The sequence below is a fragment of the Amycolatopsis rhabdoformis genome, assembly GCF_035918295.1.
GTDB classification, from domain to species: domain Bacteria; phylum Actinomycetota; class Actinomycetes; order Mycobacteriales; family Pseudonocardiaceae; genus Amycolatopsis; species Amycolatopsis rhabdoformis.
On the sequence record NZ_CP142149.1, the window covers coordinates 5,426,094 to 5,448,845 of the forward strand.

Consider the following 22,752-nt stretch of genomic DNA (forward strand, 5'->3'; position numbering starts at 1 on the left):
GAGCCCCGGCACCGCACGGGTGCCGGGGCCGCAGCCGAGGGCGACGCGAAGGTCAGTCCGCCGGCCACTCGTACGACAGCTCGTAGCGGTCCGCCGCGAGCACCATGTCGTTCATCTCGACAGGCAGCCCGTCGAACGCGTACGCGACGCGGGTCACGGTGATGACCGGAACTCCGTCGGCGAGCTGAAGCAGCGAAGCCTCGTCCGGTGTCGGCATCCGGGCGCCGACGTGTTCGACGAACGATCCGAGCTGATGCCCGCGTTCCTCCAGCCGCGCGTAGGCCCCACCGGGTCCGGTGTTGACGTCCTCGATGGCGGTGCCGCGTGTGATGGTTCGCGGTAGGCGCGACACCGCCAGTTGGACCACGAGCCCATCGGCGCGCATCACCCGGTCCCTCACGGTGACTTCGGCGCCTTCGTCGATCGCGAGGTGCGCGGCGACGCGCGCATCGGCTTCCTCGAAGCGGATCTTCACTGAGGTGGAGGGAGTGAATCCGCGCGCTGCGGCGTCTGCGAGGAACGCGCCGCGGTTTCGTTCACGCGCTTCACGCGAGAGACGAGATCGGGCGACGCGCTGGATGCTGGCCGGCGGCCGCACGAACACACCGCGGCCGTGCTCGGCGACGACCAGGCCTTCGGTGCGCAGCATGTTCACGGCTTCACGCACGGTCGGGCGAGAGACCCCGTAGGTATCGACGAGGTCTCGTTCGCTCGGCAGCTGCTCGCCGGCGGCGTACGTGCCGGCGGTGATCTTCTCGCGCAGGTCTGCCGCTACCTGCCGGAACGCGGGCACGCCGCTTCTGCGATCCACCATGCCCGCCATTCTGGCACTGGTCAGCTAGTCTTGACCAGTTGCGCTACCCGTGGCACTGTGTGTTGTCAGGACGTCATAGCCAGTGATCAGCGGGGTGCAATCGTGGTGTGCGTTGCAGGTGAGCTGCCAGCAGAGGAACTCGACAAGGTCATGTTCGTCGTCCGGTTCTGGGCAAAGGACACCCGCAACCACCGGTACCTGCGCGCCGAACTCGAGGACGAGGCTCGCGGCACCTTCCAACCCGACTGCACGCTGAGCTCCTTCGTCATCCCCGCGCGGTGGGCGTTCCGCTCCGAGCTCTCCGAAGACCTCGGCGAGAACCGCGACAAGGCGCGCGACTGCCGCACCTGCTTTCGGGCGAGGCGATGACCGTGGGTGCCCGGATTGCTGTGAAGCTCGAGTGGATGCCGACGGATGACGGCAAGCGCCACGTCATCTACTCGAAGCTCACGACCGCCGCCGGCACGATCGTGAAGTCCATGTGCGGGCTTTGGCACACACCGGCCAAACCGTCGGCCAACGACGAGGACTGCCCGAAGTGCGCGCCCTACACGCTCCCGACCAACACGGGCCGATGACGATGGGCTGGCACTGGAACTTGGCGGGCGAGGTCTACGACGACGACGGCAACGTCATCGAGGTGAACGGGTACGAAGTGCCGATGACCATCTGCGAGCAGCGCGCCGCCGAGTACTGGCATCAAGTGGAAGAACCCGCGCGCCGCGCCCGCGCGCTGCGTGACGCGCCTCTGTTGTGAAAGCTCCCGGCCGCCGTGTCTGCTCCCCCGACGCGGGCACGGCGGCCGGGGTCCAGACCGCCCCTCGAGGCGGACGGGGGCCGGCGGATCAACCCCCAATCGTTCCGCCGGCCCTCGCATATTCGGTGTAACGCCGGACTCGCTTTTCGCGAGTCATCTGTGCAGGTCTAGCCAAGGGGAGCCCAGGATGAAACCGCGCACCTTCGTGATCGTCGCCGCGTTGGCTATCGCCATCATCGGCGTGGTCCTCATGTCCCTGAACGTGACCGCGCGGGCCGCCGGCGGGCAGAGCGTCAGCTGCGGAACGGGATTCAGCAAGGACACCAGCCAGGCCGAGCACGAAAAGGCCGTCGGCGACCTCACCGCCGCGATGATCGCCGACCAAGGACAGCCGAACCTCCTGGGCATCAGCGGCGCGAGCTACAGCGGGTTCGAGCAGGCCTGCGATTCCGCGCTCTCGACGCGTCGCACGTGGGGTTTCGTGCTGATGGGCGTCGGCGTGCTGGGGCTGTTGGGCGGGATCATGGTGCAGCCGGCGGCGCGACGCGAGACCGAAGACGCCTGACCCTGGGCATGAAGAAGAGGCCCCCGCGCTGGTGCGCGGGGGCCTCGTTGTTTCGGTGGTGCTCGTTGGTTAGCCGAGGTCGGCGTAGAACCTCACGGTGCCGTAGGACGCGGGCGGGAACGTCTGGGGCCGGTCGCCCGGCCACATCGCCTCAGCCTCGATCCGCATCTCCCCCAACGCCGCCGTCTCGCCGGACACCCACGCGCGGGTAAGCGTGACCCGCGCCGGGTTCTCCGGGTCGACCACCGCGGTGTCGGGCGGCCCGTCGACGACGAGCTCGCCGGCCAGCTTGCCGAGGATCCGCCACGAGCCCACCTGGCCGAAGTCGGCCATGCCGGCCGCATCCTCGGCGACCAAGACGAGCGCGGGTTCGAGGTCGTGCTGCTTCATCTGCATGCTGGTCATGCGGTTCCCCCCTGGTCGATGGACAACGTCGCCTCATTGCCCCGGATCGCGAGGGTGGCGAGGTTCGGCAGGATCGTGAGCCGCGGCTCGACGGCGCCGTGCACGGTCCCGCCGCCGACGACGCCGGTGGCGAGCAGCTCGAGCACCGCGGTCCCGGCCGCCGTGCGCACGGCGGCGTGCGTACCGACCGCGCCGAGCACCAGCGGCGCGGAGCCGACCGCGGCCCGCCGCGCGGTCTGCACACCGGTGGCGCCAAGCGTGAGCAGGGCGGTGCCGGCATCGACCGATTCGCCGGAATCGACGGTGCCGGTAGCGAGCAGGGTGAGCGCCGCGGTGCCGGCGTCGGTGGCGACGTGCAGCGCCGCACCGTCGCCGCCGAGCACGAGCTCGGCAAGCCCCGCGAGCGTGACAACCCTGGCGTACGCGCCGGTGGCGCCGAGCGTGAGGGCGGCCGCGCCAGCGTCTGCGGCGATGTGGCCGCTGCTGCCCGTGGCGCCGAGGGTGAGGCCCGCGGTGCCGGTGGCCGCGCGTTGCGCGCTCGCGGTGCCGGTCGCGCCGAGCGCCAGCCCGGCCGTGCCCGTGGCGGTGGCGACGCGGGATTGCGTGCCGGTCGCGCCGAGGGTGATGGTGGCGGTGCCGGCGTCGGTGAACTGGTCTCCGGCTCCGCTCACTGGTGTGGCCATCCAGGTGGCCATGTTCGCCGACTCGTCGCTGTCGAAGTAGCGGACGTCGTCGACCACGCCGGGGCCGATGTTGCCGGTGACGCCGCTGATGTTCATGCCGGCGATGACGAAGTTCGTGGTGCTGGCGAGCGTGCCGGCGTTGGCTACCGTGGCGATCACCGTGCCGTCGCGCCACAGCTTCAGGTTGGCGCCGTCGAACGTGAGCGCGACGTGCACCCACGTGCCGACCGTGAGTGCCGTGCCGTTGGCCGCGACGACGCCGCCGCCGAGCCGGGCGTCGCCCTGGAGCACGTTGTGCGTGGAGAAGTCGCCGCGTTGGCTCCACAGCGCGAAGTCGGTCGAGCCGCCGGTCTGCATGGCGCCGCAGATCAGCTGCACGCCGTTGGTCGGCAGTGACGATGGCTTGACCCACGCCATGAGGGTGCACGCGGCTCCGCTGACGGCGGCCACGGTGCCCGATGCCCCGGTGGTGTTCGTGCCGAGGCTGTTCTGGAACCCGGGCCCGGTGTGCCCGGACGCGGTGTAGCTGCCGGCGACGACGGTCAGCGGGTGGCCGCTGCCGGAGTCGTCGGCCACCGTCGTGCCGGTCCCGGCGCCGAACCCCGCTGCGAACTTGAGGGCCACGGCCTCCCGCCTCCCGTCAGCTCGCGGACAGGGTCGGGGTGTAGAGCAGCGTGCCGCCCGCGGTGGAGAAGTTCTCCGTGGTGGACAGCGGGATCCCGCAGATGAACGTGCCACCGGTCGACGCGGTCCAGATGCCGACGTGGGTCGCGGCGGTCGTGGACCCGGTGCGCGCGGTGACGGTGGCCTGCCCGCCGGTCGACCCTGTGCCGCCGGACGCGGCCGGGAAAGTGGTCGAGCCGCGGGCGTAGGTGGTGCCGGTGGCCTCGCTGGCACCGGTCGTACCGGGGTCGGCGGTGTGCATCGACACGAACCCCTGGTTCGAGGTCAGCAGCGCGCGGATGGCGTTGACGGCAGCGTCTTTGGCGGCGTTGGTGTACGACACGGCCTACTCCTTCGGGGGGACCGGGGTGAGGAGGGTGCGGGGGACGTCTTCGGCGATGAGCGGGTCGACCGCGGGCGCCGGGTCTGCCGTGGAGACGTAGAGACCGTGCGGTTTGAGCGCGCGCAGCGCGTCGTCGAGGCTCGGCTTGTTCGGTACGGCGGCGACCACGCCGCCGCCGGCCAGCGCGCCGGCGACCGCGACGACGGTGGCGAAGGTGCCCGCGCTGATCTCGACCCCGGGGATGAGGTTGAGTAGGCCGAGCACGCCGGGGATCGCGGCGATGGTCCCGACCAGAGCGAAGGCCTTGCGGAACCGGCCGGGCGCGGTGCGCACCCACGCGGCGAGCTTCTGCCAACGGGTGGCCGGGGCTTCGGGGGCGGTCATCAGAACACCAGCTGCACGGACGCGCCGTGGTCGGGCCCGGCGAGCTCCCACCACAGCGAGCAGGAGAGCGCGCCTTCGGGGACCGGGACGACCCACGGGTAGTGGTCGGTGACCGTGCCGTTGGAGGGAGCCACCTCCTTCAGCAGGTTCTTGTCACCCGCCTTGTTGTATGGGCCGAAGAACACGCACTGGTGGATCGTCAGGCTGTCGTAGGCGACGCTGATCACCAGCTCCTTGGCGCCCTTGCACGAGATCGAGGTGGATTTGTTGCCGGGGGTGAGCTGCACGGGGTCCTCCTGGTTGTTGTTGGCAGGCGGGATGCTCTGGCCGCCGGCCGCGGCCCCTCCGCCGCTTGCCGGCGTGGTGCCGACAGACGTGAGCCGGGCGCGGAAGGCGCCCATGTCGAAGTTCGGGTCGACCTTGCGACCCTTCGGCGCACAGACCTCTTTGTGGCCGAGCACCGCCGAGAGCGGCAGGCTGAACGTGGTACACAGCGCGCGGCACAGTCGCGCGTACGCGTCCATCTGGACGTCGGGCCACGCCGCGGTGCCGGTCGCTTCGGCCTCGATGCCGATGGCGTAGTTGTTGGACCAGGCGTTGTTGAGCACGGCGCCGGCGTGGTAGCAGAGCCCGGCCGCGACCACGTACACGGTGCCGTCGCGGCCGAGAACGTAGTGCGCGAGCGGGCCGGGCAGGTCGGACCGCCCGTTCTGCACGACGCCGAGCGAGGGGGCGTTCCCGGTGGCGGGGCCGGCAGTGTGGTGGCAGACGACCGCTTTCACGCCCGACATCTGGCCGTGGCCGCGAGTCGCCCAGCCGGGTTGCTCGACCACGTTGAGCCCGGCGGACCGGGCGATGGTGGCGAGTGAGGTCAGCATCATGGTCAGCCTCCGGTCGGGGGTTCAGGTTGGCTCGGCGGGATGCCGGCGGTGGGGTCGACGCAGGCCTTGCCCGGGCGCGGCCCGTCGGGGGTCTCGATGGTGGCGTCGGCCAGCTGGTAGCCGTCGGGGCACGCAGGGCCGGGCGCTCCCGTCGCGCCGGTGGCGCCCGTGTCGCCGGTGTCGCCCTTCGTGCCGTCCGAGCCGCGGCATGGATCGGTGTCCTGCCCGCAGTACGCGGCGACCGCGCCGGCCACGTCAGGTGTGGGCGCGTCTTTGCCAGGTGCCCCGTCCTTCGGCACGGGGATCCGCGCGAGGACGGCGTTGGTGAGCGCGTCGAAGTCGGGCGTCTCGCCGTTGGCGCCGCGGCACTCGTCCCGCGCCGAGCAGTAGTCCTCGACGGCCGAGCGCGCGGCCGCGCGCAGCACGTCCGGGTCAACCGCCACGGACACCGCGGCTGGGGCCGCGGGAGGCGGCTGCACGACCGGTGTGGCGCCCAGCGACTTCACCTGCTGCGCCAGCCGCCCGACGTCGGCGGCGCGGCTGTCGCTGGTCTGCTGCAGCTCGGTGATCTCGCCGTGCTGCGAGAAGTACTGGAACGCCAGGAACGCCATCGGCACAAGCAGTAAGGCCACGCCGACGAGGAGCAGACGGCGCAACCCCCGGTCCCGCCCCGCGTCAGCGGCGGGCTGGACGATGGTGCGGTCGATCTCACCGGTCATGAGTCGTCACCTTCTCGGCGCTTGCGGAGCTCTTCGAGAAGCTCGGCAATGGCCTCGCTCCGGTCGTCGTCTTCGTCGTCGTCCTCGTCGTTGCCGAGCACGCGGTCGATGACCTTCTCGGCGGTGCGGCGGCGTTCCCGCTTCGAGCCGCGGTTGATCGCGTAGACGGAGACGACGATGCCGCCGATGGAGGTGATGACGGCCGCGATCCCGGGAAGCAGCGACGCCAGATCACTCACTCCGCCCCCTTTCGTGCACAGTGGACGGTCACAGGCCGTTGTCGACGTTGTACTGGGCCATCGAGACGCCGTAGCCCCGGAAGTGGCCGTAGAAGAAGTTCTGCGCGCCGCCGGTGTTGGTGACCAGCAGAGTCATGGCGATCTGGTGCGCCATCGCGCTGGCGGGCAGCAGCAGTGTGGCGGAACAGTTCTGCGCGCCTGTTACTCCGTTGGTCAGGTCGGAGAAGACGGTGCCGCCGTTGTAGTCGACCTTCCACCGGTAGTTCCACGTGGTCGCTGCGGTCGGGCGGACGAGACCGGTCACCCTGAGTGCGGGGTTGTACGCGAAGTTGATGCCCTGCCCGATCCCCGTCTCAACGCCGTTGGCGATGGTCTCGGTGCCGAAGCCGTAGAACGCCGGTCCGGTCGGCAGATTCATTGACGGGTGGGACAGGCCGTAACCGGCGAGCTCGTCGTGAGCCCACATGACGATGCCATCAAGGTCGACCATGCGCGCGGCCTTGCCGCCGAAGACCGTCGAGTAGAACGTCTCGAGGACGACACCGCCTGCGCCGTTGCCGATGACGACCTTGGCGTTGCCGTCGGGGTCGTTCAGGTCCGGCACGACGGCGAAGTCCTGTTCGCCGTTGTGGCCGATGACGAACGGGTATTTCGACTGGCGGCTGAGCGCGTCGATCTGTCGCTGCAAGTCGTCGAGCCTGTTCACCAACGGGTCGACGGATTTCGGGCGTTCGATGGGTTGCTGTGCGACCATCAACAGCTCCTTCCTCAGGCTGCGCGGATGGCCTGCAGCTGGTGATCGATGCGGTCGCGCGCCGTACCGGAGGACTTGGACATGCCGACCATCCGCCATCGGTACTCGCCGTCCGGAAGCCAGTGGTGGCCGCGCACGGAGTAGGTCACGAAGTGGCCGGGCGTGTAGGTCCCGAACGGAGGGTCGCCGTCGGCGAGCACGGTCGCCTGCCACTGCTCGGGAACGTTGCTGTACAGGTCCACGTCGGCTTGCGCCCAGCTGTCGAGAGTGGACTGTTCGGTCGCATCCGTGTGGTTGCCGTCGACGAAGTCGACGAGCGGGTAGCCGTCGGCGATCCGGGCGGTAGCCGTCGCGGCACCGTAGAGCTGGCCGGCTTCGTTGCCGCTCCCCTTCACGAAGACACGGCTCGCGCTGGACGTGGTGCCGCCGGAGATCGGCAGCCGGGTGAGGTTGCGACGGTAGAAGAACCGCAGGTCAACACCTGGCTGTGTGAGGTACGGGTCACCGATGAGCAGTTCGTGGCGGATGAAACGCTGGCCGCCGGCCACGGTGATGTAGGGCTGGAACAGCACGTCCGGGCCGTTGTCGACTTGGGTCAGCTCCCGCAGACGCTGGCCGAAGTAGGCGAGGTCGTAGCCGTGGTAGGCGCGGACGTTGTCGCCGCCGGCGGGGTCGAGCGCGGGCAGGTCGATCGGCAGGCCCGACCCGGCGATGTGCTGCATGTTGATGGCGTGGTTCACGATCTCGCGGGCTATGTTGGGCAGCGAGTCGGTGAGGTTGATGTCCGCGGCTGGGTCGGTGAGCCGCTGCCCGGCGCCCGGGTTCCAGGCGGCGTTGTGCAGCACGCGCCGGTCGAGGATGTCCCAGATCCCTTTGCCGGCCACCGACAGGATCGGGTTCTCGTCGTCGGGCTCGTACGGTGTGATCGGGCCGGCCTGCGCCACCTCGGCGCCGCGCAGGATCGCGACCGAGAACTTGTCCGGCACACACCACTCGCGCGCCCGCACCGTCCGCGGGCCGCCGTCGAGCGGGACGGTGATCTTCCAGCTCCCCGAGTCGTTGACCTGGGCCGCCCACTCCGGTTCGTCGGCGAGGTCGAGGTCGTAGAGCACCCGCCCGGTGACGGTGTCGTAGACCGCGGCGGCGTACTCGCGTTCCTGCACCGTCACTCCACCGCGAGGGGGATGTAGCGGGCGAGAAACGACGCCTCGTCGGGGTAGGTCTCCCAGAACCCAGTCGTCGCGGCCACGACGTAGGTGCCCACCACGTCGGTGATCAGGGACCCGCCGAACGCCGGCGAGTACAGGCCTCCGCCGGTGCCGACGTAGGCGCTGCCGAGGAACTGGTTGATCTCGGAGAGGTTCTGGCCGTCCCAGACGGCGTACTGCACCTTTGGTTGAGCGAACGGCATGGCTTGGCTCCGTTTCAGGGTCAGCGGTTGCGCCACACGCGGAACACCGCGGGCTTCGACGACGCCGTGTTGATCAGGCGGGTGGCGGCCTCGTTGTTGTAGAAGTAGGCGCTGAGCGTTGCCCCGGCCGCGAGGTAGACCTCGCTCGCGGTGAACGCGTCGGTCTGGCCTTGCGCGAACGTCGGTGCGGACAGCCACGGCGTAGTGCTGCCGGGGATGCCGGACGCGCCGTGGATGCCGACGCCGTAGCTGCCGGTCGCCGAGAATCCGGTGTTGACCCCGGCGTAGAGGGCGTAGACGCCGGCGGTGACGACGGTGAACTGGTTCGAGCCGTTCCAGGTGATCCCGCTCGCGGCCTGGACGGTGGCGCCGAAGTTCATCTTGGTGGCGCCGCTGGCGGCCATGGTCGCCTGCGCGTTGCCCTGGTACTCGCCGCCGATCCGCGGCCGGCCCAGCTCGTTCCAGGCGGCGCCGTCCCAGTAGTCCAGCCCGTTGAACCACCGCATGTCTCCGGGCATGTTCGATGCGTCCGACAGCGAGTCGCCCGGGAGCAGCGCGCGCACGCCGCCGAGGAGGCCGGTCGAGCGGCGGATGTCGGTGAGCGTCACGGCGCCACCGGTCGAGACCCGCGCCCGCCACAGCGGCACCGCGATCCCGCCGCCGGTTCCTTGCGACGGCACCGGCAGCCCCGACCAGCTCGTGATCGTGCCGGTCGAGTCCGGCGTCACCGGGTCCACCGGGGAAGCAGCTGGGCTACCGGTGATGACTTCGATCTGGCACGGCCCCGACCCAGGCGGCGTGTCGCCCTGCGCCGCGTCGTAGATCCGCATCACCACGATGTCGTTGCGCGGGTTCGTCGCCGGCGGAGCGTCGCAGGTGACGTTCACCGCCGTCGGCAGCAACCATCCCAGGTACGGGCCCTGCCCCGGCCGGCTCGCCACGCACACCACCGGGGCGACGTTGATCGTCTGCCCGGACACGACCGACGCGAACCCGTCGTAGCCCTTGGTCTGGTCGCCGTTGGTGAGGATCACCCCGGCCCGGGTTGCGGTCAGCGGCGCGGCGGCCGCTCCGGCGAGGAACAGTGACTGCAGCAGCGCCCGGCCTTGGCGTGCGTTGTTGCGTGTGGCCGAGCTCCAAAACCCGGTCGCGGCGGCATTCGTCGTCATCGCGGCTCCTTCTCAGAGGTCGGCGTCGCGCCAGGTGGCAACGACCGTGCCGGCGCCTGTGCCGGTGAACTGGATCGCCCTGGTGCTGTTCTTCGGGATCTCGATGAAGCTCGCGGAAGCGAGCGCCCCGGTGCGGTCGATGCCGTCGAGAGTCACGGGGGTGGGGTTGAACGGGGAGCAGTCCATGCGCAGCGTCTGCCCGGCCACGATGCTGCCGGTGTAGCCGAACACATCGCCTGTCACCGGGTCGGTGAACGTGGGGTTCTGGCAGCTCGACGGAGTGGTGATCGTCAACAGCGGCCACGACGGCGCGGTGCCGTCGTTGGTGATCACAAGCGTGTTCCCGCCGGACCCGCTCACACCCCAGTCCAAACCGCCGGGGCTGCCGGCCGCCCAGTCCAGGCCACCGGGTGAGCCGCTGGCCCAGTTCAGGCCGTCGGTCGAGGTGTTCGCCAGAGTGGCCTGCGCGGTGCGCTCCACGGTGGACAGGAACCGCGGGTCGGCGGCGTAGAACCCGAGCTGCCAGTCGGCTCCGCTGTTGGCTTCCCAGATGTCCCACTTCGGGTCGGCGTCGTCGAGCTCAACCGTCAGCTGCCGAGACGTCACCCCGTCGTCGACGACGAGCAGCCCTTGCTCGCCATCGGACAGCACGCTCATGAGCCGCCGGCGGGCGGCGACGAGCAGCGGCCACTCCGGCTCGGCCATCGGTTTGCACCAGCCCTGCAGCATGAACGACTTTCCCGCGGCGTACGAACGTGACCGGTACCCGCCGATCCCGAACGGCCGCTCCGACGTGTGGGTCTTCCGCGCAGGTCCGTGGAAGATCGTCTCTGTCGGGACGGACCAGCGGCACCCGAACTCGTCGGTGCCGCCGGCCGCCCACTCGCCGATCGTGAAAGTCACCTGCATCGGCTTAGTCAGCACCACGAGAGGTCCCCCTTCACCGAAGCTGCCAGGCGAGCGCGGACACCATCGCCGCAGCGAGCCGGTTGGGATCCGTCTGTGCCGTGTTGATCGTGACGTTCGCCTGGCCCTGACCGCCGCGGCCGGCCGTCGAGGCTGGTGCCTGCACGACGACCCGCGGCGACCACTGCTGCACCGACGCCGCGCCGGAGAGGATCTGCTGCTGCAGCATTGGCGTCTTGCCGTTGCTCATCGCGACGAGCGTCGACAGGTTCCGCCTGGTGTTGGCGGCGTCCATCACGTACTCGCCGTTCGCGACCCGCGCGATGATCGAGTCCGACCGGCCCGTGCCGGGTCCGTACAGCTGGCCGCCGCCGCTCACGTCGAGCGGCCGGTTCAGGCCGCCGTCCGCGAACCGGCGCAGGCCGCCATCCGTGAACAGCCCGCCGTCGGCGGCGTGCGGGCCCACGTAGTAGCTGTCCGGCGAGCTGATGCCCGTCCGGACGCCCGGGGTGCCGACGCTCTTGTAGTACGTGACCACGTTGATGCTGACGACGCGGCCGTTGTTGTCGCGCACGAACCCGTTCACCGCGTCGCGCGCGGCCTGCGTGTTGGCGTCCACGTTCACCTGCGCCCAGGTGCCGTCGGTGTTCCGCTTCCACTGCTGGACCTTCCCCGTCGCGGGGTCGGTCGTGGTGAACGTCGTTGTGACGGCGCCGGTCGCGTCCGTGGTGGACACCCAGGTGCGCACCGCACCGTTGGCCGGGCTGATGTCCGAGGTCACGGTCGTGTTTCCGTAGACGTGGCTCGTCTCGGTCTTCCAGTCCGCCACGGCCCCTGTGGCGGGGTCGGCGTCGCCGTAGATCGAGACGGTGCCCTTGGTCTGGTTGATGTTGTTCAGCAGCACATCCGCAGCGTGCTGGCCCGCCTTGGTGTCCGCGAACACCTGGAACGTGCCGTCCGGCAGTGCAACGATCTTGTAGCCCAGGTCCTCCAGCGCTTTCTGCGCGGGCGCGGAGATGGTCTTGATGTTGATGCCTTTTTCGGCGGGGATTCCCTTGAGATCAGAGGAGATCTTCTCGATCTCCTGCTTCGCGGCGTCGTTGCCCTCGATCCCGAGAACGGTATTGATCTTGTCCGGGATGAGGCCGTAGTGGTCGAGCAGCACGCCGATCTGCTTGTCGTTCAGACCCATCTGCTTGAGCTGCTTCGCGAACGAGTCGCGCATCCCGTCGAGCTTCGTCGCGATCTCGTCCGACGGCTTACCTGCGTCGCGCAGCGCCTGCCCGTACGCGGCGAACTGGTTGGCCGCACCAGTGACGGTGTCCTGCAGTTTCGAGCCGGCCTCGGTGGTGGTGTTGATCGCGCCGGACGCGTCGATGAAGTCCTTCGACTGCTTCCCGAGGTTCAGGTCCTTCAGATTGTCCTTGAGCCCGCGGATGGTGTCGTTCCACGCCTGCATCGCCTCGTCGACCGACGGGGTCTGGCCCGCGAGGATCCGCAGCGCGCTGATGATGTCCGCCCCAGCCTGAGCGACGTCGCCGCCCGCGCCGGTAAGGTTGCCGAACGCGCCAGTCAGCTGCACGGCGGCGGTCTTCGCGGCGATCTCGGCCGGCGTCAGCGCCTTGTACGAGTCGCCGGCAGACGCGACAGCTTGGGCGTTCGCCGCTGCGCCCTGCGACGCCTCGTTGAAAATGCCGCCTTCGCTGCCGAGCGCATCGAGCAGGGTTTGCGCTGAGAGGCCAGTGTCGTCGTACGCGTACGCGACGCCGTCGACGTAGTTGATGTGGTCGTCGAAAATCGCCTTGGCCGCTTGGAACCCGGTCGCCACCTTGCGGTGCTGGTCGAGCACCGAGGTGAGCGATGCCTTCAGCGTGTCGCCGGCCTGCGAGTTACCGAGGTAGGCGTCCTGCAGCTGCTTCAGCCCCTGCGGACCCGCGAGCGTCAGGACCTCCTTGTTGAGGTTCCGGACGCTGTCGCCGACCTTGAAGTTGCCGAGGTCGTAGGCAGCTTGCGCGCGCACGTTGGCATCGACAGCGCCGCCCGACTCGCGCAGGGCATCCGCGAGGTTGCGCTCGCGCTCGGCGTGCGCGGCGGCGTTGGCAGCAGCTTCCTGCTGCTTCTTCCCGAGGATGTCCAGGCCGATACCGAGTGCTGAGACGGCGAACGTCGTCGGGTTGAACGCGCCTTCGACGAGGCCGCCGATGGCGGTGCTGAACTTGCTCGTGACGCCCTTGGCTTCCGAGATCTTCTTGCCGAGACCCTCGAATCCCTTCCCGACGTCGAGGCCGAACTTCGAGGCGATGAGCGAGGCCGCGCCGAATGCGCCAGCGAAGTTCGTGATCTCCGGCGGGAGAGCGGATATGAGGCGCAGCAGCGTCGTCATCGTCGCGACCGCGCCGGTACCCGCCAGGGTGAAGCCGTTCAGCGCTCCGATGACGCCGGATCCCTGCGCGGTCATGGCGTTGAGCGCGCCGGTGATCTGGTCGACGATGGCGTACAACGAGTTCAGCGGGCCCGAGGAGCCCTGCGCCAGGTGCGCGAACAGCGTGCCCAACCGCGCCTCGAGCAGCTGCACGGTGTTCCCGAGCAGTTCGAAGCCCTTCCCCGCGTCCTGCGAGCCGGACGAGGCGTTGGTGAAGAACTGGCCCAGACCCGTGCCGGCGGCGCCGGCGAAGTCACGGATACCTTCCAGCTCGGGGCCGGCCTTCTCCACGGCAGTGAGCAGCCCGGGCATCGCGCCTTCAGCGAAGTCCGTGACGGCGCCGGTGAGCGTGCGGATCGCGGGCGCCGACGCGTTCACCGCGGCCTGAACCTGAGGCTTGAGCCGATCCCACGCCTTCGACGCGTCGTCGATCGCGGCCATCACGTCGTCCCGCAACGCCGCGCCCATGCCCGCCGCGTCGCGCTGCACGCTGTTCTTCAGGTCGGTGAACGCCTGCGCGATCCGCACGTCCGACGAGGCGGCGTACACGCCGAGGGCGGCGAACCCCGTGGCGGCGATACCGAGCGCGGCGGTGACGCCGGCCGCACCGACCGCGGCGGCCGCCGGGAGCCCGACCGACAGGGCGGAGAAGCTCTTGATGTCGAACGCCGCGTTCGCGCGCGCCGAAACCCGGCTGAACGACTGCTCGACCCGCCGGTTCGACTCCTCGGTGTCGCTGGCGGCCTGCTTCTGCGCCGCGGCGAACTTGTCGGTCGCGTCCTTCGTGCGCAGCTGCGCCGCCTCGAGCTTCCGCAGCGACGACGCGTGGTCCTCCTCGGCGGCGGCGAGCTGCGCGACGCTGGCCTTGCCGTTGTTGCGGACCTCGTTCAGCTTCTCCGACGCGACCCGCACGCGGCCTTCGGCGTCGGCCTCGTCGTCGAGCGCCTTGCGCAGATCCCGGCCGGCCGACTCCAGATCCCGTGTGGACTTGCCGGCGGCCTGCATCTTCGCGATGTACTGGGCGACGTCGGCCAGCAGCTTCACGGAGACGGAGCGGTCAGCCATCTACGCCTCCTTCAGGAACGTCGGCCACGCCACGTAGGCGTTTGGGTGCTTGGCCTTCTGGTAGTTCTCCTGCTTCGCGGCGATCGACGTGCAGCGGTGGCAGCGGTGAGGCGGCTCGGTGAGGTAGCGGGCCTCGTTCTCCGGGTCGGTGGTTTCCGGCAGATACCCGCCACAGCCGTTGCAGGTGAGGGCCTCGAAGTCCATGAACGCCAGGACCTGCGCCCGGTCTTCGCCCGTCCATTCCGGAGTGCGGGTGGTGACCGTGCGGATGACGCGGCCGGATGTGTCGCGCTGGTACTCGGTCAGCTCTCGGGGTTCTTCGCCCGCGAAGCGCGACGGCGAGATGCCGAGGCGGACTGCTGCCGCGACTTCTCGCCGGAGGCGGGCATCACCAGCGAAGCGGCCAGGCTGAAAACCGGGGTGCTCGTGTCCTTGCGGTTGAGGGCCCACGCGGTGTCGACGAGGTCGTCGTACTGCCGCGAGGTGAGGACCTCGAACACGTTCTGCCACTCGCGAGCGGTGCGTTCCGGTTCGATGATCGACTCAGCCACGATGGCATCGGGCAGCGTCTCCCGGTTGTAGCCGAGCGCCAAGTCTTTCGGGTCGTTCTCGCGCGGCGCGTGCGAGAACATCATCGACCGCCACGCCGGCTTCGTCATCGCCCGCATCCGCACCTGAATGGTGCTCGCGGCCATCTCGTCCTGCAGAGCGTGGATCTTCTGCGCGAGGTCCTTCTGCTCCTTCGACGCGCCCAGGGTCTGGCTCGCCGCCTGCATGTTGATCAGGTCGTTGTTGAGGATCTCCCACTGCTCACGCAGATCCGCGCGCAAGCACAGCGAGACGGTCGCCTCCGGCCGCGTGGCCGCGGCCACCAGCTCGTCGATGTCTTGGGGTTCCACTCTTGGCTCCTTGGCTCCTTGGCTCCAGCAGAAGAAAGGTCCGGGGCGCCCGACGGAGCCAAGGTGCCGGGCGCCCCGGAGATCAGGCGGCGACGACCGCGTCGAGGTCGGGAACGTCGTCCACGAACCACTTGCTCGAGAACTTCACGGCCGAGTTCGCTTCGGGCTGCAGCGGGCGGCGCTCGCCGGACTGGCCGGGGAACACCTGCACGGGGTCCGCGGCGGCGTAGGCCTGGGTGGCGAGCGGGCCGTAGCGGAACACGATGAACCCGGGGGTCTTGCGGACCATCGTGGCCCAGGCCTCGTCTTCGCCGGTGACGGTCTTGCGGACGAACGTGAAGTCGATCGAGTACGTCGCCCGGCCCGGGGCCTCGGAGTTCGTGGTGTCGCACAGCTTCGGGATCGACACCGTTTCCTCGTCGACCGTGACGTTCAACCCGTCGGCGGTGATGAGGCACTCGAGGTCCAGCCCGGCGCCGAGCTCGGCCACCGTCGGTGCGGCGATGTTCGCGATCGTCGGCACGTAGGTGACCTTGATCGCGCCATCAGTCAGCATGTCGGCCATGGGTGCTACTCCTGTTCGGTGTTGGCCGACGAGCTGTCGGCGTCTTCGTTCTCCGGCGCCTCACCGGAGGTTCGGGGGAACGTGGCCGGCTTCGGCCGATCCGGGACGGGACCGTCGACGGCACGCCACGCGGGCAGGTGCTGCAGCGCGGACTCGGCGAGGGACGTGACGGCACCGGTGGCGTCGCACTTGGCGCGCACAAACTGCACGGCCATGGCTCAGACCCGGATCGCGGCGTAGGTCACCGAGGTGGCCGCGGAGACGGTGAACGACACGTCGCCGTTGTCGTCGGCGAGGTCCTTCGGGAACGGACCGAACGCGACCTGCTTCGTCGCCGCGATCGACGCGCTCGTGACGTCGGGTTCGGCCTGCCCGTACTTCGTGTTGCCGGGCACGACCACCGTGGCGGTGATCGCCGAGCCGCTGCCGTTCGTGATGAGCAGGGCGACGTCCTCGCCCCACTTCACCTTGTCGGGTCCGGCCGTCGCGGCGACCGTGGTCAGCACGACGCCGCTGTACTTGACCTGCTGTGGGGTGACGGTGGCCATGAGGATCAGTCCTTCCAGGACTCGAAGACGTAGGTGTCCACGCCGAACATCGGGTGGCGGTTGGTTGCGGTGTCGGTCACGTCCCGGTCTTCGCGGATCGGGATCGTGGTCTCTTTCCGGATCCGCACCGGGGCACGGCCGGCGATGACGGGGCGCACACCCAGCACGCGGATGCGGCTCTCATCGACGACGACGAGCGCTGCCATGGCGGTGAGCCCGACGGAGGTGACCTGGAACCGGAACGTCGCCGTGTCCGGGTCGCCGCACAGCTTCGTGGCCTCATCGATCCCGGTGTCCATGTACAGCACCGCGTACGGGTACTCCGGCTCGTTGGGGACCTGCCCGTCGTAGACGGTGAACGTGGGCGAACCGCCCTGCAGCAGACCGAAGATCGCGGCGTGGTGCGCGGAGACGACGCCGGTCACAGGATGTCCTCGGCGACATCGGCCAGTGCGTCCGCGAACCGAGGTGTTTCCTTGTCCAGCGGCGGGTTGATGTCGACCACACCGGCGGTGTCCGACCGACCGAAGTAGATCAAGTTCCCGAGTGCGCCCTGGATCAAGTCCTTGTCCGGCCCGATCTCCGCACCCAAACCGTCGTGCGTGATGTCGTAGGTGATCGACCGCGAGAAGTGCTTGAAGCTCGCGTGACCACTGGCGTCGGCGCGCATCCCGTTCTTGACGTTGTTCGCGCCCTTCTCCACGACCTTCTTCACCTTCGGCGTTGCCTTCGCCGCGACCGCTTCCAGATCGTCGGCGAGTGCGTCGACTTGGGACATGTCCACTTCAGCCACGGGCACCTCCCAGCTGGTGTCAGCCGACGATCTCCTCGACGAGGAACCGCAGCGCGGTCTGAAAGGTCTTGGGGTCACCGGCCTCGACCCGAAACAGCCGGCCCACGTTGTCCGGGTTCACCGACGAGGTGATCTCGACGACGTGACCGTTCTTCACCTGCCCGCTCCCGACGACCGGGAGGTGCAGCCACATCGGCGACCGGGTCCACTGGTGCTCGCCCGCGTCCGGTGTGGACGGAAACGGACGTTGGTTCTGGATCTTGCATTTCCCGGTGTAGACCGCGTCCCCGTACGCCGGCGTCACGTCGCCGGTGACCGGATCCGTGGTCACCTCGTCTTGGTCGACCGGGCGGATGCGGCAGGCGTCGAGCATGATGGCCTCGGCTGCGCGGCGGCCGGCGCCGGTGAGGCGAAGGACGCGCATCAGAGCTTCACGAACCGGGCCCGGGCGCCGTACGCGCGGCGCAGCGACTTCCGCAGGTTCTCCGGGATCAACCCAGACAGGTCCGAGTTCGTGGACTGGCTGAACTGCTGCGAGAAGTCGTCGATGGACTGGCCGGTGACGCCGACCGGGTTGGCGAACATCCGCGCCGCCACCGACAGCACCGCCGAACGAGCGAGGCCGAGTTTCGAGTCCCAGTCCTCATATCCGTGCGAGTTGACGACGTCGACCACCGACGGTTCGCCGGGGCAGGTCGCCCACCCACAGCGACGCCACAGCCGGTCGCCGAACCGTTTGAAGTCCGTGACCGGCCGGCCGTCGATGGATACCGAACTGACCGCGGTGACGGGCCGCTGCGGAAGCGTGAGCCACACGTCGGTGTCGCCGAGCAGCTGCGCGGTGTCGTCGACGACCGCGAGCAGATCCTGGCCGGCCGCGGCCTGTACGGCCCCGGTCGCCAACTGCAGCAGCACCGCGGCCTTGTCGTCGGTGAGCGAGGTTTCGTCTTCGTCGAGCAGGGCGCGGAGGTCCGCGGCCGTCGCGAGTGTGTCAGCCATGGACCCCCGCCTCCCTTGCTACTCGGCGGCTTCGATCGCGGCGCGGAGGTTGTCCACGCCGAGCCGCTTGTCGACGGTGAGGCCGTGCTCGTCGGCGTAGGCGAGCAAGGCGTCCTTGTCCATCGCGGACAGATCGGCCTGGTCGTCCTCGTCGTCCGGCTGCACGTCCCCGGAGGGCTCCGCGTCGAGGACCTCGGCGAGCTCGGGTTCCGGCTCGCCGTCGGCGTCCTCGATGTGGCCGAGGCGGAGCAGGTGCTGCAGCTGCTCGTCGGGCACGTCGTCCGGCAGCACGGCGCCGCGGTAGTGGTCGACGGTCGCGCGGCCGCCGGCCTCGGTCACCTGGGTTTCGGCGGACACGCGGCCCGCGGTCACTCGGTAGGCCATGCCTGCCTCACTTCAGGTTCGTGATCTTGGCGTGGGCGCGCTCGTTGCCGTACGCGAGACCGACCTCGCCGTAGATCTGGTTGCGGTCCTTGGCGCCGGTCTTCGCGAGCGGCTCCTGGAACATGTGGCCCTTGCCCGGCACGTCGAGGTACACGGGCTGGCACTGCTCCATCGACACCACCGCGAGCGAGGACTGCGACATGAGCCGGTCCAGCATCACGTTCAGCACGCCGAAGTCGGTCTCGATGCGGGTCACGTTGACGCCGCCGACGTTGCCGGTCAGCTCCTTCGTGACGTAGCCCGCGGACGAGTAGACGTTCGTGATCGCACGCTTCTGCGCCGACCCGGTGAGGATCGTCGCCGTCTCCAACTCGGAGATGCCGCCGTTGTCGTAGGCCAGCTGCAGCGTGTCGTCGACCATGTTCTTGGTCAGGGCGACGCCCTTGGACCAGATCACGGTGCCGTCGGCGCTGATGTTCACCGCGGCGCCGCCCTTCGTGCGGGCCACGGAGAACGTGTTCGTCGACGAGTTCACGACGTAGTACGCCTGGCCCGCCACGAGCGGGGCCGCGGCGCCGACGCTCGAGAACGTAACCGTGTCGCCGTTCACCAGGCCGTGGGTGGACAGCGTGATCAGGTCGGTCGATGCGGCCGCCGTGCCGGTGGCGGTGACGCCGCCGGCCGCGTCGGTCACGTTGCTGGCGATCGCGGCGAGCAGACCGCGGGTCTTGCGCGCGGTCGTGTTGTCCGACGGCTTCTGGTAGACACCGTTAATGAACGACCAGTTGATGTCGCGCACGATCTGCTTGAGCATCTGCTCGGTCTGCCAGTCCAGCTCGTCCAGCACCGGGTTGCTCTGGCCGTTGTTCAGCCCGGACTTGCGCTGCGTCGCGGCCTGCTTGGTGTAGGAGACACCGACGGTCTCCTGGTGGATCTGCAGGATGTTCGACGCGTTCGCGCGGACCCGGTTCTGGTCGGTGGGCGCGTCCTGGCCCTCCAGCACCGTGTTCTGCGCGGCGTCGCGGAGGTCGAAGGTCTCCCATTCGAACTCGTAGTCCGTCGCCTGTCCGCCGCCGGCCGACAGGCCGCCGATCGCGGAGAAGAACGGCGTGTCGGCCGGGGTCAGCTGGTAGAGGATCCCCGAGTAGTTGGGGAGGTTGTACGTGGTGCCCAGTGCGGTGATCCCAGACATCTGGGTGTCTCCTTTTCAGTCTGGGCGCACAGGGCGCCCGTTATCGCTTGGCGTTGGCCAACTTCTGGTTCTGCAGGCGGAGAACGGCCTTCACGTCGCCCTTGCCCTGGGCCTCGGCGATCTGCGCGTCGAGGTCCGGCGGCGTGCCGCCCTGGCCGCCCTGGCTCGGGTCCGGCTTCGGGGTGCCGGGCGCTGCGGGGGCGGTCGGGAACAGCGCCGCGAGCGCGTCCGCGTCGGCCGCGAGTTCCTCTTTCGAGGTGCCGACCAGCCGGGCGGCCTGCTGGATCGTGAGACCCTTTTCCGCGGCGATCTCGGCGCGCCAACGCGCCTGCTTCTCGGTCTTCAGCTCGGTTTCGTGCTGCGCGAGACGTTCGGTGATCTGTTCGATCTCCGTCTTGCCCGCGCCGGAGTCGCCGGTGGTGCCGAGCGCCTCGGCGAGCTTCTGCAGCGGCGCGAGCGCCTTCACCTGCTTTTCCAGCTCGTCGGCACGTGCACGCTCTGCCTGCAGCGCCTTGAGCCCGCCCTCGCCGAGGGGTTTGTCGTCGTCGCCCTTCGGCGGGTCGCCCGCCGGCGGGGTGGTGGGTTCCGCCGCGGCCGGGGCCGGCGGGGCCGGCTTCGGGGGCTCGGCCGGAGGTGTGGGCGTCGGCTGTCCGGCCGGAGCAGCCGACGAGGTCGGGATGGTCATGAGGTGGGTCCTCCATCGCAGAGGGTTTGCCCGGGCCGCATCGCGCGGTCGGGAGTCAAATGGCCGTCAAACGGCGGTCAAACGATGTAGCCGTGCGCCCGGAGAAGCTGCACGGCTTCATCCCGCGACACGGCATCGCGGTAGATCTGTTCCGGCATGAGCCGCGCCTGCCCGCCGAGCCGTCGCCCGGCGAGGCCGAAGCGTGTCGTTCCTTCGGTGGTGCGGCCAGGCTGGCTCACGACGCGTCCACGGTGGGTCACGGCAGTGCCGTCCGCGCGCTGCTCCACAAACGATCCGGCGACCCGCATTCCGCGCCGGGCGTTGACGACCTGCGCCAGGTTGGCGCCGTCGCGCACAGCCCGCTCGTCCGCCTTGGACAGCCCGCGCACGTGTCCTTCGTGGAACGCGCGCATCGGGTCGGTAGTGAAGTCATCGGCGACGTCTTCGGCGCTCGGGATGTTCGTGCAGTCGCACAGCGGGTGCCGCTCGAACCCGGAGCTGTACGGGTAGAACCGGCCGGCCAGGATCACGCACCGCGCGCACGATGGCCCGACGAGCATCCGCACGTACCCCGTGCGCGGCCGCACCGTGACTGCGACCCCGTCTGCCACCCGGCCGGCATCCGCGACTTGGGTGCGCACGAGCATGTCCAGCGATGCCGCACCGCGCGCGAGCGCCCGGTCCAGCTCGACGCCCTGGCCGATGGCGTACTTCGTCGAGATGACCGGGTTCAGCAGCAGCGACAGCAGGTCTCGCCCATCGGACGCGATCCCGGCCAGCGCCTGCGGTACTACCGCGCCGGCTGGCGCGGTCTCGATCTCCTGCGCGGCGAGCACCTCACCCGCATACGCGTCCGCAGTGGACGCCGCCGCCAACTGCGCGCCCTGCAGCACCACGAACATCCGCGCCATCAGCCGTGTCCACGACGTGGTCAGGTTGGCCGGGTCGACCTGCCGCCACATCGCGAGACCCGCGCGCGCAGCCGCGCCGGCAATCCGACGCCGGTTCGAGCTGTGATCGAGCGCGATCTCACGCGCCGACGACATCGGCGGGCTCCGGCCGCGGCGGCTGGTCGTTCGGCTGGATTCGGTCGGCAAGAACGCCGACCGGGTCGAGCTCGGCGGCCCTCCGGTCGGCTTCTTCGTCCTCCGCATCCATGCGCCGGATCTCTGCGTCGGACTTGCCGATCAGCTCGCGCGCCGCGCGCAGGGTGAGGATGGGCCGCATCCCGGGCGCCGGCGGCGTGTAGTACTTGTAGGCCGCATCGGCGGTCTGCGCGACCGTCGGCGTCGAGGCGTCGCGCCAGCGGGTCTCGAGCTGCTTCAGCTTCGGGTCCCATTCGCCCGACTGGAAGCGGCGCACTAGCCGGCACATCCGCTCATACGATCCGCCCCACGGCCGCTGCTTCCGCTCGGCGCGCTTCACCAGCCGGGCCTCGCTCGAGCGGATCGCGTCCGCGCTCGCGGGGTTGTCGGTGGTGAACCCGAGGTAGTGCGGCGGCAGGCCGGCCAGCGACGCGACAAGCTGCCCCAGCTTGTTGATCGACTCGTGGAAGCCGGTCAGACTCGCGCCGGAGAACTCGAACTCCTTCACGCCCTCGTCGACGCCGTTGGGGATGAGCAGGAACTTCCGCAGCAGCGCCTGGTAGGGGGTGAGCTTGTTGCCGTTCTGGTCGACGAGGTCCTCGGGGCCGAGGCCGAAGAAGCCGTGCACCGGGGTCGTGAGGAACTCGGCCGCGATCATCATGTCGGTGGCGATCTTGTTGGCCGCGTCCGACAACGGAAGGATCGGCGCCAGCTCGGAGCTGCCGTACCGCGATCGTGACAGCACGTTCGGGTCGCGGGTGCGGGTGCTGGTGAGCCGGCCTCGGTTGATCAGCGACACCACCGGCGGCTCGCCAAGCCCGTGCCTGTCCCGGTCGTCTTCCTTCCACTGGCTGCTGTTGCGGCCGTAGAAGATGGTGTCGTTCGGCAGGTACAGCGTCGCCGAGCGCTCCGTCTCGCGCGCGAAACTGTCGTCGACGACGACGCGACGCAGCGCAGCCAGGATCTTGCGGGTTCGCGGGTCGATGTAGGCGTACATCTCCAGCGGCGACTCCGCCGCCAGCAGCGGCGTGTCCCGGTCTTCTTCGTTCGTACCGACCGACACGTACGAGCGGCGCATCACCAACGAGTCCACGTGCGCAAGCTGGGACTGCTCGTCCATGTCGTTGGCCTGCCACACCCGCCACAGGTCCGTGTCGTCGCCGTCCTCGTCCGGCTGCCGGAACCCTTCGACGTCGAGGCGTTCCTCGATCGCGTCCACGACCAGCTGAGGCCACGCAATGATCACCGGCTTGATGCGGTCTCCGACCTCGGCGAAAATCTCCGGGTGCATGTAGCTCAGCGGCTGCGTGCCCTCGTAGTACCGGTTGAGGTCCTCCAGCACCGGAATCTCAGCGTCGTGGCGGACGGAGAGGAAGTTCAGCCAGCCCTCGGCGTCGTCCTTGCCCGGAACGGCCATGTGCA

The 22,752-nt window shown here is 69.4% G+C and carries 32 protein-coding genes; 4 read left to right on the top strand and 28 right to left on the bottom strand.

Going from position 1 to position 22,752, the window contains the following annotated elements:
- Window positions 1–52 precede the first annotated feature (52 nt).
- A complete protein-coding gene (locus VSH64_RS24755; RefSeq protein WP_326838028.1) occupies window positions 53–814 on the bottom strand; it encodes a GntR family transcriptional regulator in 762 nt (253 codons plus the stop codon).
- Between the two features lie 150 nt (window positions 815–964).
- Between VSH64_RS24755 and VSH64_RS24760 the strand changes: the two genes are divergently transcribed.
- The 4 genes from VSH64_RS24760 (at window position 965) to VSH64_RS24775 (ending at window position 2,136) form a co-directional block, all read left to right on the top strand.
- A complete protein-coding gene (locus VSH64_RS24760) occupies window positions 965–1,183 on the top strand; it encodes a hypothetical protein (RefSeq protein ID WP_326565056.1) in 219 nt (72 codons plus the stop codon).
- 35 nt (window positions 1,184–1,218) lie between these two features.
- Window positions 1,219–1,392, top strand: a complete 174-nt coding sequence (locus VSH64_RS24765; protein WP_326565057.1) for a hypothetical protein — start codon at window positions 1,219–1,221, stop codon at window positions 1,390–1,392.
- The gene (locus VSH64_RS24770; protein WP_326565058.1) at window positions 1,389–1,571 is read left to right on the top strand and encodes a hypothetical protein; all 183 of its coding nucleotides are present in this window, start codon (window positions 1,389–1,391) and stop codon (window positions 1,569–1,571) included. The genes VSH64_RS24765 and VSH64_RS24770 overlap by 4 nt, the downstream gene beginning before the upstream one ends.
- A gap of 187 nt (window positions 1,572–1,758) precedes the next feature.
- A complete protein-coding gene (locus VSH64_RS24775; RefSeq protein ID WP_326565059.1) occupies window positions 1,759–2,136 on the top strand; it encodes a hypothetical protein in 378 nt (125 codons plus the stop codon).
- A gap of 69 nt (window positions 2,137–2,205) precedes the next feature.
- Here VSH64_RS24775 and VSH64_RS24780 read toward each other — a convergent pair whose 3' ends face one another.
- From VSH64_RS24780 to VSH64_RS24910, 27 genes are all read right to left on the bottom strand, one after another.
- Window positions 2,206–2,541: a hypothetical protein gene (locus VSH64_RS24780; RefSeq protein WP_326565060.1), complete on the bottom strand. Its 336-nt coding sequence runs from the start codon at window positions 2,539–2,541 to the stop codon at window positions 2,206–2,208.
- Window positions 2,538–3,848 carry a LamG-like jellyroll fold domain-containing protein gene (locus VSH64_RS24785; RefSeq protein ID WP_326565061.1) on the bottom strand — a complete coding sequence of 437 codons (1,311 nt, stop codon included), beginning with the start codon at window positions 3,846–3,848 and terminating at the stop codon, window positions 2,538–2,540. The genes VSH64_RS24780 and VSH64_RS24785 overlap by 4 nt, the downstream gene beginning before the upstream one ends.
- Before the next feature lie 16 nt (window positions 3,849–3,864).
- Window positions 3,865–4,230 carry a phage tail fiber protein gene (locus tag VSH64_RS24790; RefSeq protein WP_326565062.1) on the bottom strand — a complete coding sequence of 122 codons (366 nt, stop codon included), beginning with the start codon at window positions 4,228–4,230 and terminating at the stop codon, window positions 3,865–3,867.
- Window positions 4,231–4,233: 3 nt separating this feature from the next.
- Complete coding sequence (locus VSH64_RS24795; protein ID WP_326565063.1) at window positions 4,234–4,614, bottom strand: hypothetical protein; 381 nt, start codon at window positions 4,612–4,614, stop codon at window positions 4,234–4,236.
- Window positions 4,614–5,495, bottom strand: a complete 882-nt coding sequence (locus VSH64_RS24800) for an N-acetylmuramoyl-L-alanine amidase (RefSeq protein ID WP_326565064.1) — start codon at window positions 5,493–5,495, stop codon at window positions 4,614–4,616. Before VSH64_RS24800 ends, VSH64_RS24795 begins: the two co-directional genes overlap by 1 nt.
- A gap of 2 nt (window positions 5,496–5,497) precedes the next feature.
- Window positions 5,498–6,214 carry a hypothetical protein gene (locus VSH64_RS24805; RefSeq protein ID WP_326565065.1) on the bottom strand — a complete coding sequence of 239 codons (717 nt, stop codon included), beginning with the start codon at window positions 6,212–6,214 and terminating at the stop codon, window positions 5,498–5,500.
- A complete protein-coding gene (locus VSH64_RS24810) occupies window positions 6,211–6,453 on the bottom strand; it encodes a hypothetical protein (RefSeq protein ID WP_326565066.1) in 243 nt (80 codons plus the stop codon). Before VSH64_RS24810 ends, VSH64_RS24805 begins: the two co-directional genes overlap by 4 nt.
- Window positions 6,454–6,481: 28 nt before the next feature.
- Window positions 6,482–7,207 (bottom strand): hypothetical protein, encoded by a 726-nt coding sequence (locus VSH64_RS24815; protein ID WP_326565067.1) that lies wholly within the window; start codon window positions 7,205–7,207, stop codon window positions 6,482–6,484.
- Window positions 7,208–7,221: 14 nt separating this feature from the next.
- Window positions 7,222–8,370 (bottom strand): hypothetical protein, encoded by a 1,149-nt coding sequence (locus VSH64_RS24820; protein ID WP_326565068.1) that lies wholly within the window; start codon window positions 8,368–8,370, stop codon window positions 7,222–7,224.
- Between the two features lie 2 nt (window positions 8,371–8,372).
- Complete coding sequence (locus VSH64_RS24825; protein WP_326565069.1) at window positions 8,373–8,618, bottom strand: hypothetical protein; 246 nt, start codon at window positions 8,616–8,618, stop codon at window positions 8,373–8,375.
- A gap of 20 nt (window positions 8,619–8,638) precedes the next feature.
- Complete coding sequence (locus VSH64_RS24830) at window positions 8,639–9,787, bottom strand: hypothetical protein (RefSeq protein ID WP_326565070.1); 1,149 nt, start codon at window positions 9,785–9,787, stop codon at window positions 8,639–8,641.
- A 12-nt stretch (window positions 9,788–9,799) separates the two neighbouring features.
- Complete coding sequence (locus VSH64_RS24835; protein ID WP_326565071.1) at window positions 9,800–10,690, bottom strand: phage tail family protein; 891 nt, start codon at window positions 10,688–10,690, stop codon at window positions 9,800–9,802.
- Between the two features lie 37 nt (window positions 10,691–10,727).
- Window positions 10,728–14,180 (bottom strand): hypothetical protein, encoded by a 3,453-nt coding sequence (locus VSH64_RS24840; protein ID WP_326565072.1) that lies wholly within the window; start codon window positions 14,178–14,180, stop codon window positions 10,728–10,730.
- Window positions 14,181–14,384: a hypothetical protein gene (locus tag VSH64_RS24845; protein WP_326565073.1), complete on the bottom strand. Its 204-nt coding sequence runs from the start codon at window positions 14,382–14,384 to the stop codon at window positions 14,181–14,183. It abuts the gene before it with no gap.
- A gap of 98 nt (window positions 14,385–14,482) precedes the next feature.
- Window positions 14,483–15,079 carry a hypothetical protein gene (locus VSH64_RS24850; RefSeq protein WP_326565074.1) on the bottom strand — a complete coding sequence of 199 codons (597 nt, stop codon included), beginning with the start codon at window positions 15,077–15,079 and terminating at the stop codon, window positions 14,483–14,485.
- An 82-nt stretch (window positions 15,080–15,161) separates the two neighbouring features.
- Window positions 15,162–15,644: a phage tail tube protein gene (locus VSH64_RS24855; RefSeq protein WP_326565075.1), complete on the bottom strand. Its 483-nt coding sequence runs from the start codon at window positions 15,642–15,644 to the stop codon at window positions 15,162–15,164.
- Between the two features lie 5 nt (window positions 15,645–15,649).
- Window positions 15,650–15,859 (bottom strand): hypothetical protein, encoded by a 210-nt coding sequence (locus VSH64_RS24860; RefSeq protein WP_326565076.1) that lies wholly within the window; start codon window positions 15,857–15,859, stop codon window positions 15,650–15,652.
- 3 nt (window positions 15,860–15,862) lie between these two features.
- The gene (locus tag VSH64_RS24865; protein WP_326565077.1) at window positions 15,863–16,192 is read right to left on the bottom strand and encodes a hypothetical protein; all 330 of its coding nucleotides are present in this window, start codon (window positions 16,190–16,192) and stop codon (window positions 15,863–15,865) included.
- Between the two features lie 5 nt (window positions 16,193–16,197).
- Window positions 16,198–16,617, bottom strand: coding sequence for a hypothetical protein (locus VSH64_RS24870; protein ID WP_326565078.1), 420 nt, complete (start codon window positions 16,615–16,617; stop codon window positions 16,198–16,200).
- The gene (locus VSH64_RS24875) at window positions 16,614–16,985 is read right to left on the bottom strand and encodes an HK97-gp10 family putative phage morphogenesis protein (RefSeq protein WP_326565079.1); all 372 of its coding nucleotides are present in this window, start codon (window positions 16,983–16,985) and stop codon (window positions 16,614–16,616) included. Before VSH64_RS24875 ends, VSH64_RS24870 begins: the two co-directional genes overlap by 4 nt.
- A 19-nt stretch (window positions 16,986–17,004) precedes the next feature.
- Window positions 17,005–17,409: a DUF6093 family protein gene (locus VSH64_RS24880; RefSeq protein WP_326565080.1), complete on the bottom strand. Its 405-nt coding sequence runs from the start codon at window positions 17,407–17,409 to the stop codon at window positions 17,005–17,007.
- Window positions 17,409–17,984, bottom strand: a complete 576-nt coding sequence (locus tag VSH64_RS24885; protein ID WP_326565081.1) for a hypothetical protein — start codon at window positions 17,982–17,984, stop codon at window positions 17,409–17,411. Before VSH64_RS24885 ends, VSH64_RS24880 begins: the two co-directional genes overlap by 1 nt.
- A gap of 18 nt (window positions 17,985–18,002) precedes the next feature.
- Complete coding sequence (locus tag VSH64_RS24890) at window positions 18,003–18,368, bottom strand: hypothetical protein (protein WP_326565082.1); 366 nt, start codon at window positions 18,366–18,368, stop codon at window positions 18,003–18,005.
- A gap of 7 nt (window positions 18,369–18,375) precedes the next feature.
- Window positions 18,376–19,560, bottom strand: a complete 1,185-nt coding sequence (locus VSH64_RS24895; protein ID WP_326565083.1) for an SU10 major capsid protein — start codon at window positions 19,558–19,560, stop codon at window positions 18,376–18,378.
- A gap of 40 nt (window positions 19,561–19,600) precedes the next feature.
- Window positions 19,601–20,245, bottom strand: a complete 645-nt coding sequence (locus tag VSH64_RS24900; protein ID WP_326565085.1) for a hypothetical protein — start codon at window positions 20,243–20,245, stop codon at window positions 19,601–19,603.
- 77 nt (window positions 20,246–20,322) lie between these two features.
- On the bottom strand, window positions 20,323–21,291 hold the full coding sequence (locus tag VSH64_RS24905; RefSeq protein ID WP_326565086.1) for a hypothetical protein: 969 nt from the start codon (window positions 21,289–21,291) through the stop codon (window positions 20,323–20,325).
- Window positions 21,275–22,747, bottom strand: coding sequence for a phage portal protein (locus VSH64_RS24910; protein ID WP_326565087.1), 1,473 nt, complete (start codon window positions 22,745–22,747; stop codon window positions 21,275–21,277). Before VSH64_RS24910 ends, VSH64_RS24905 begins: the two co-directional genes overlap by 17 nt.
- Window positions 22,748–22,752: the final 5 nt, after the last annotated feature.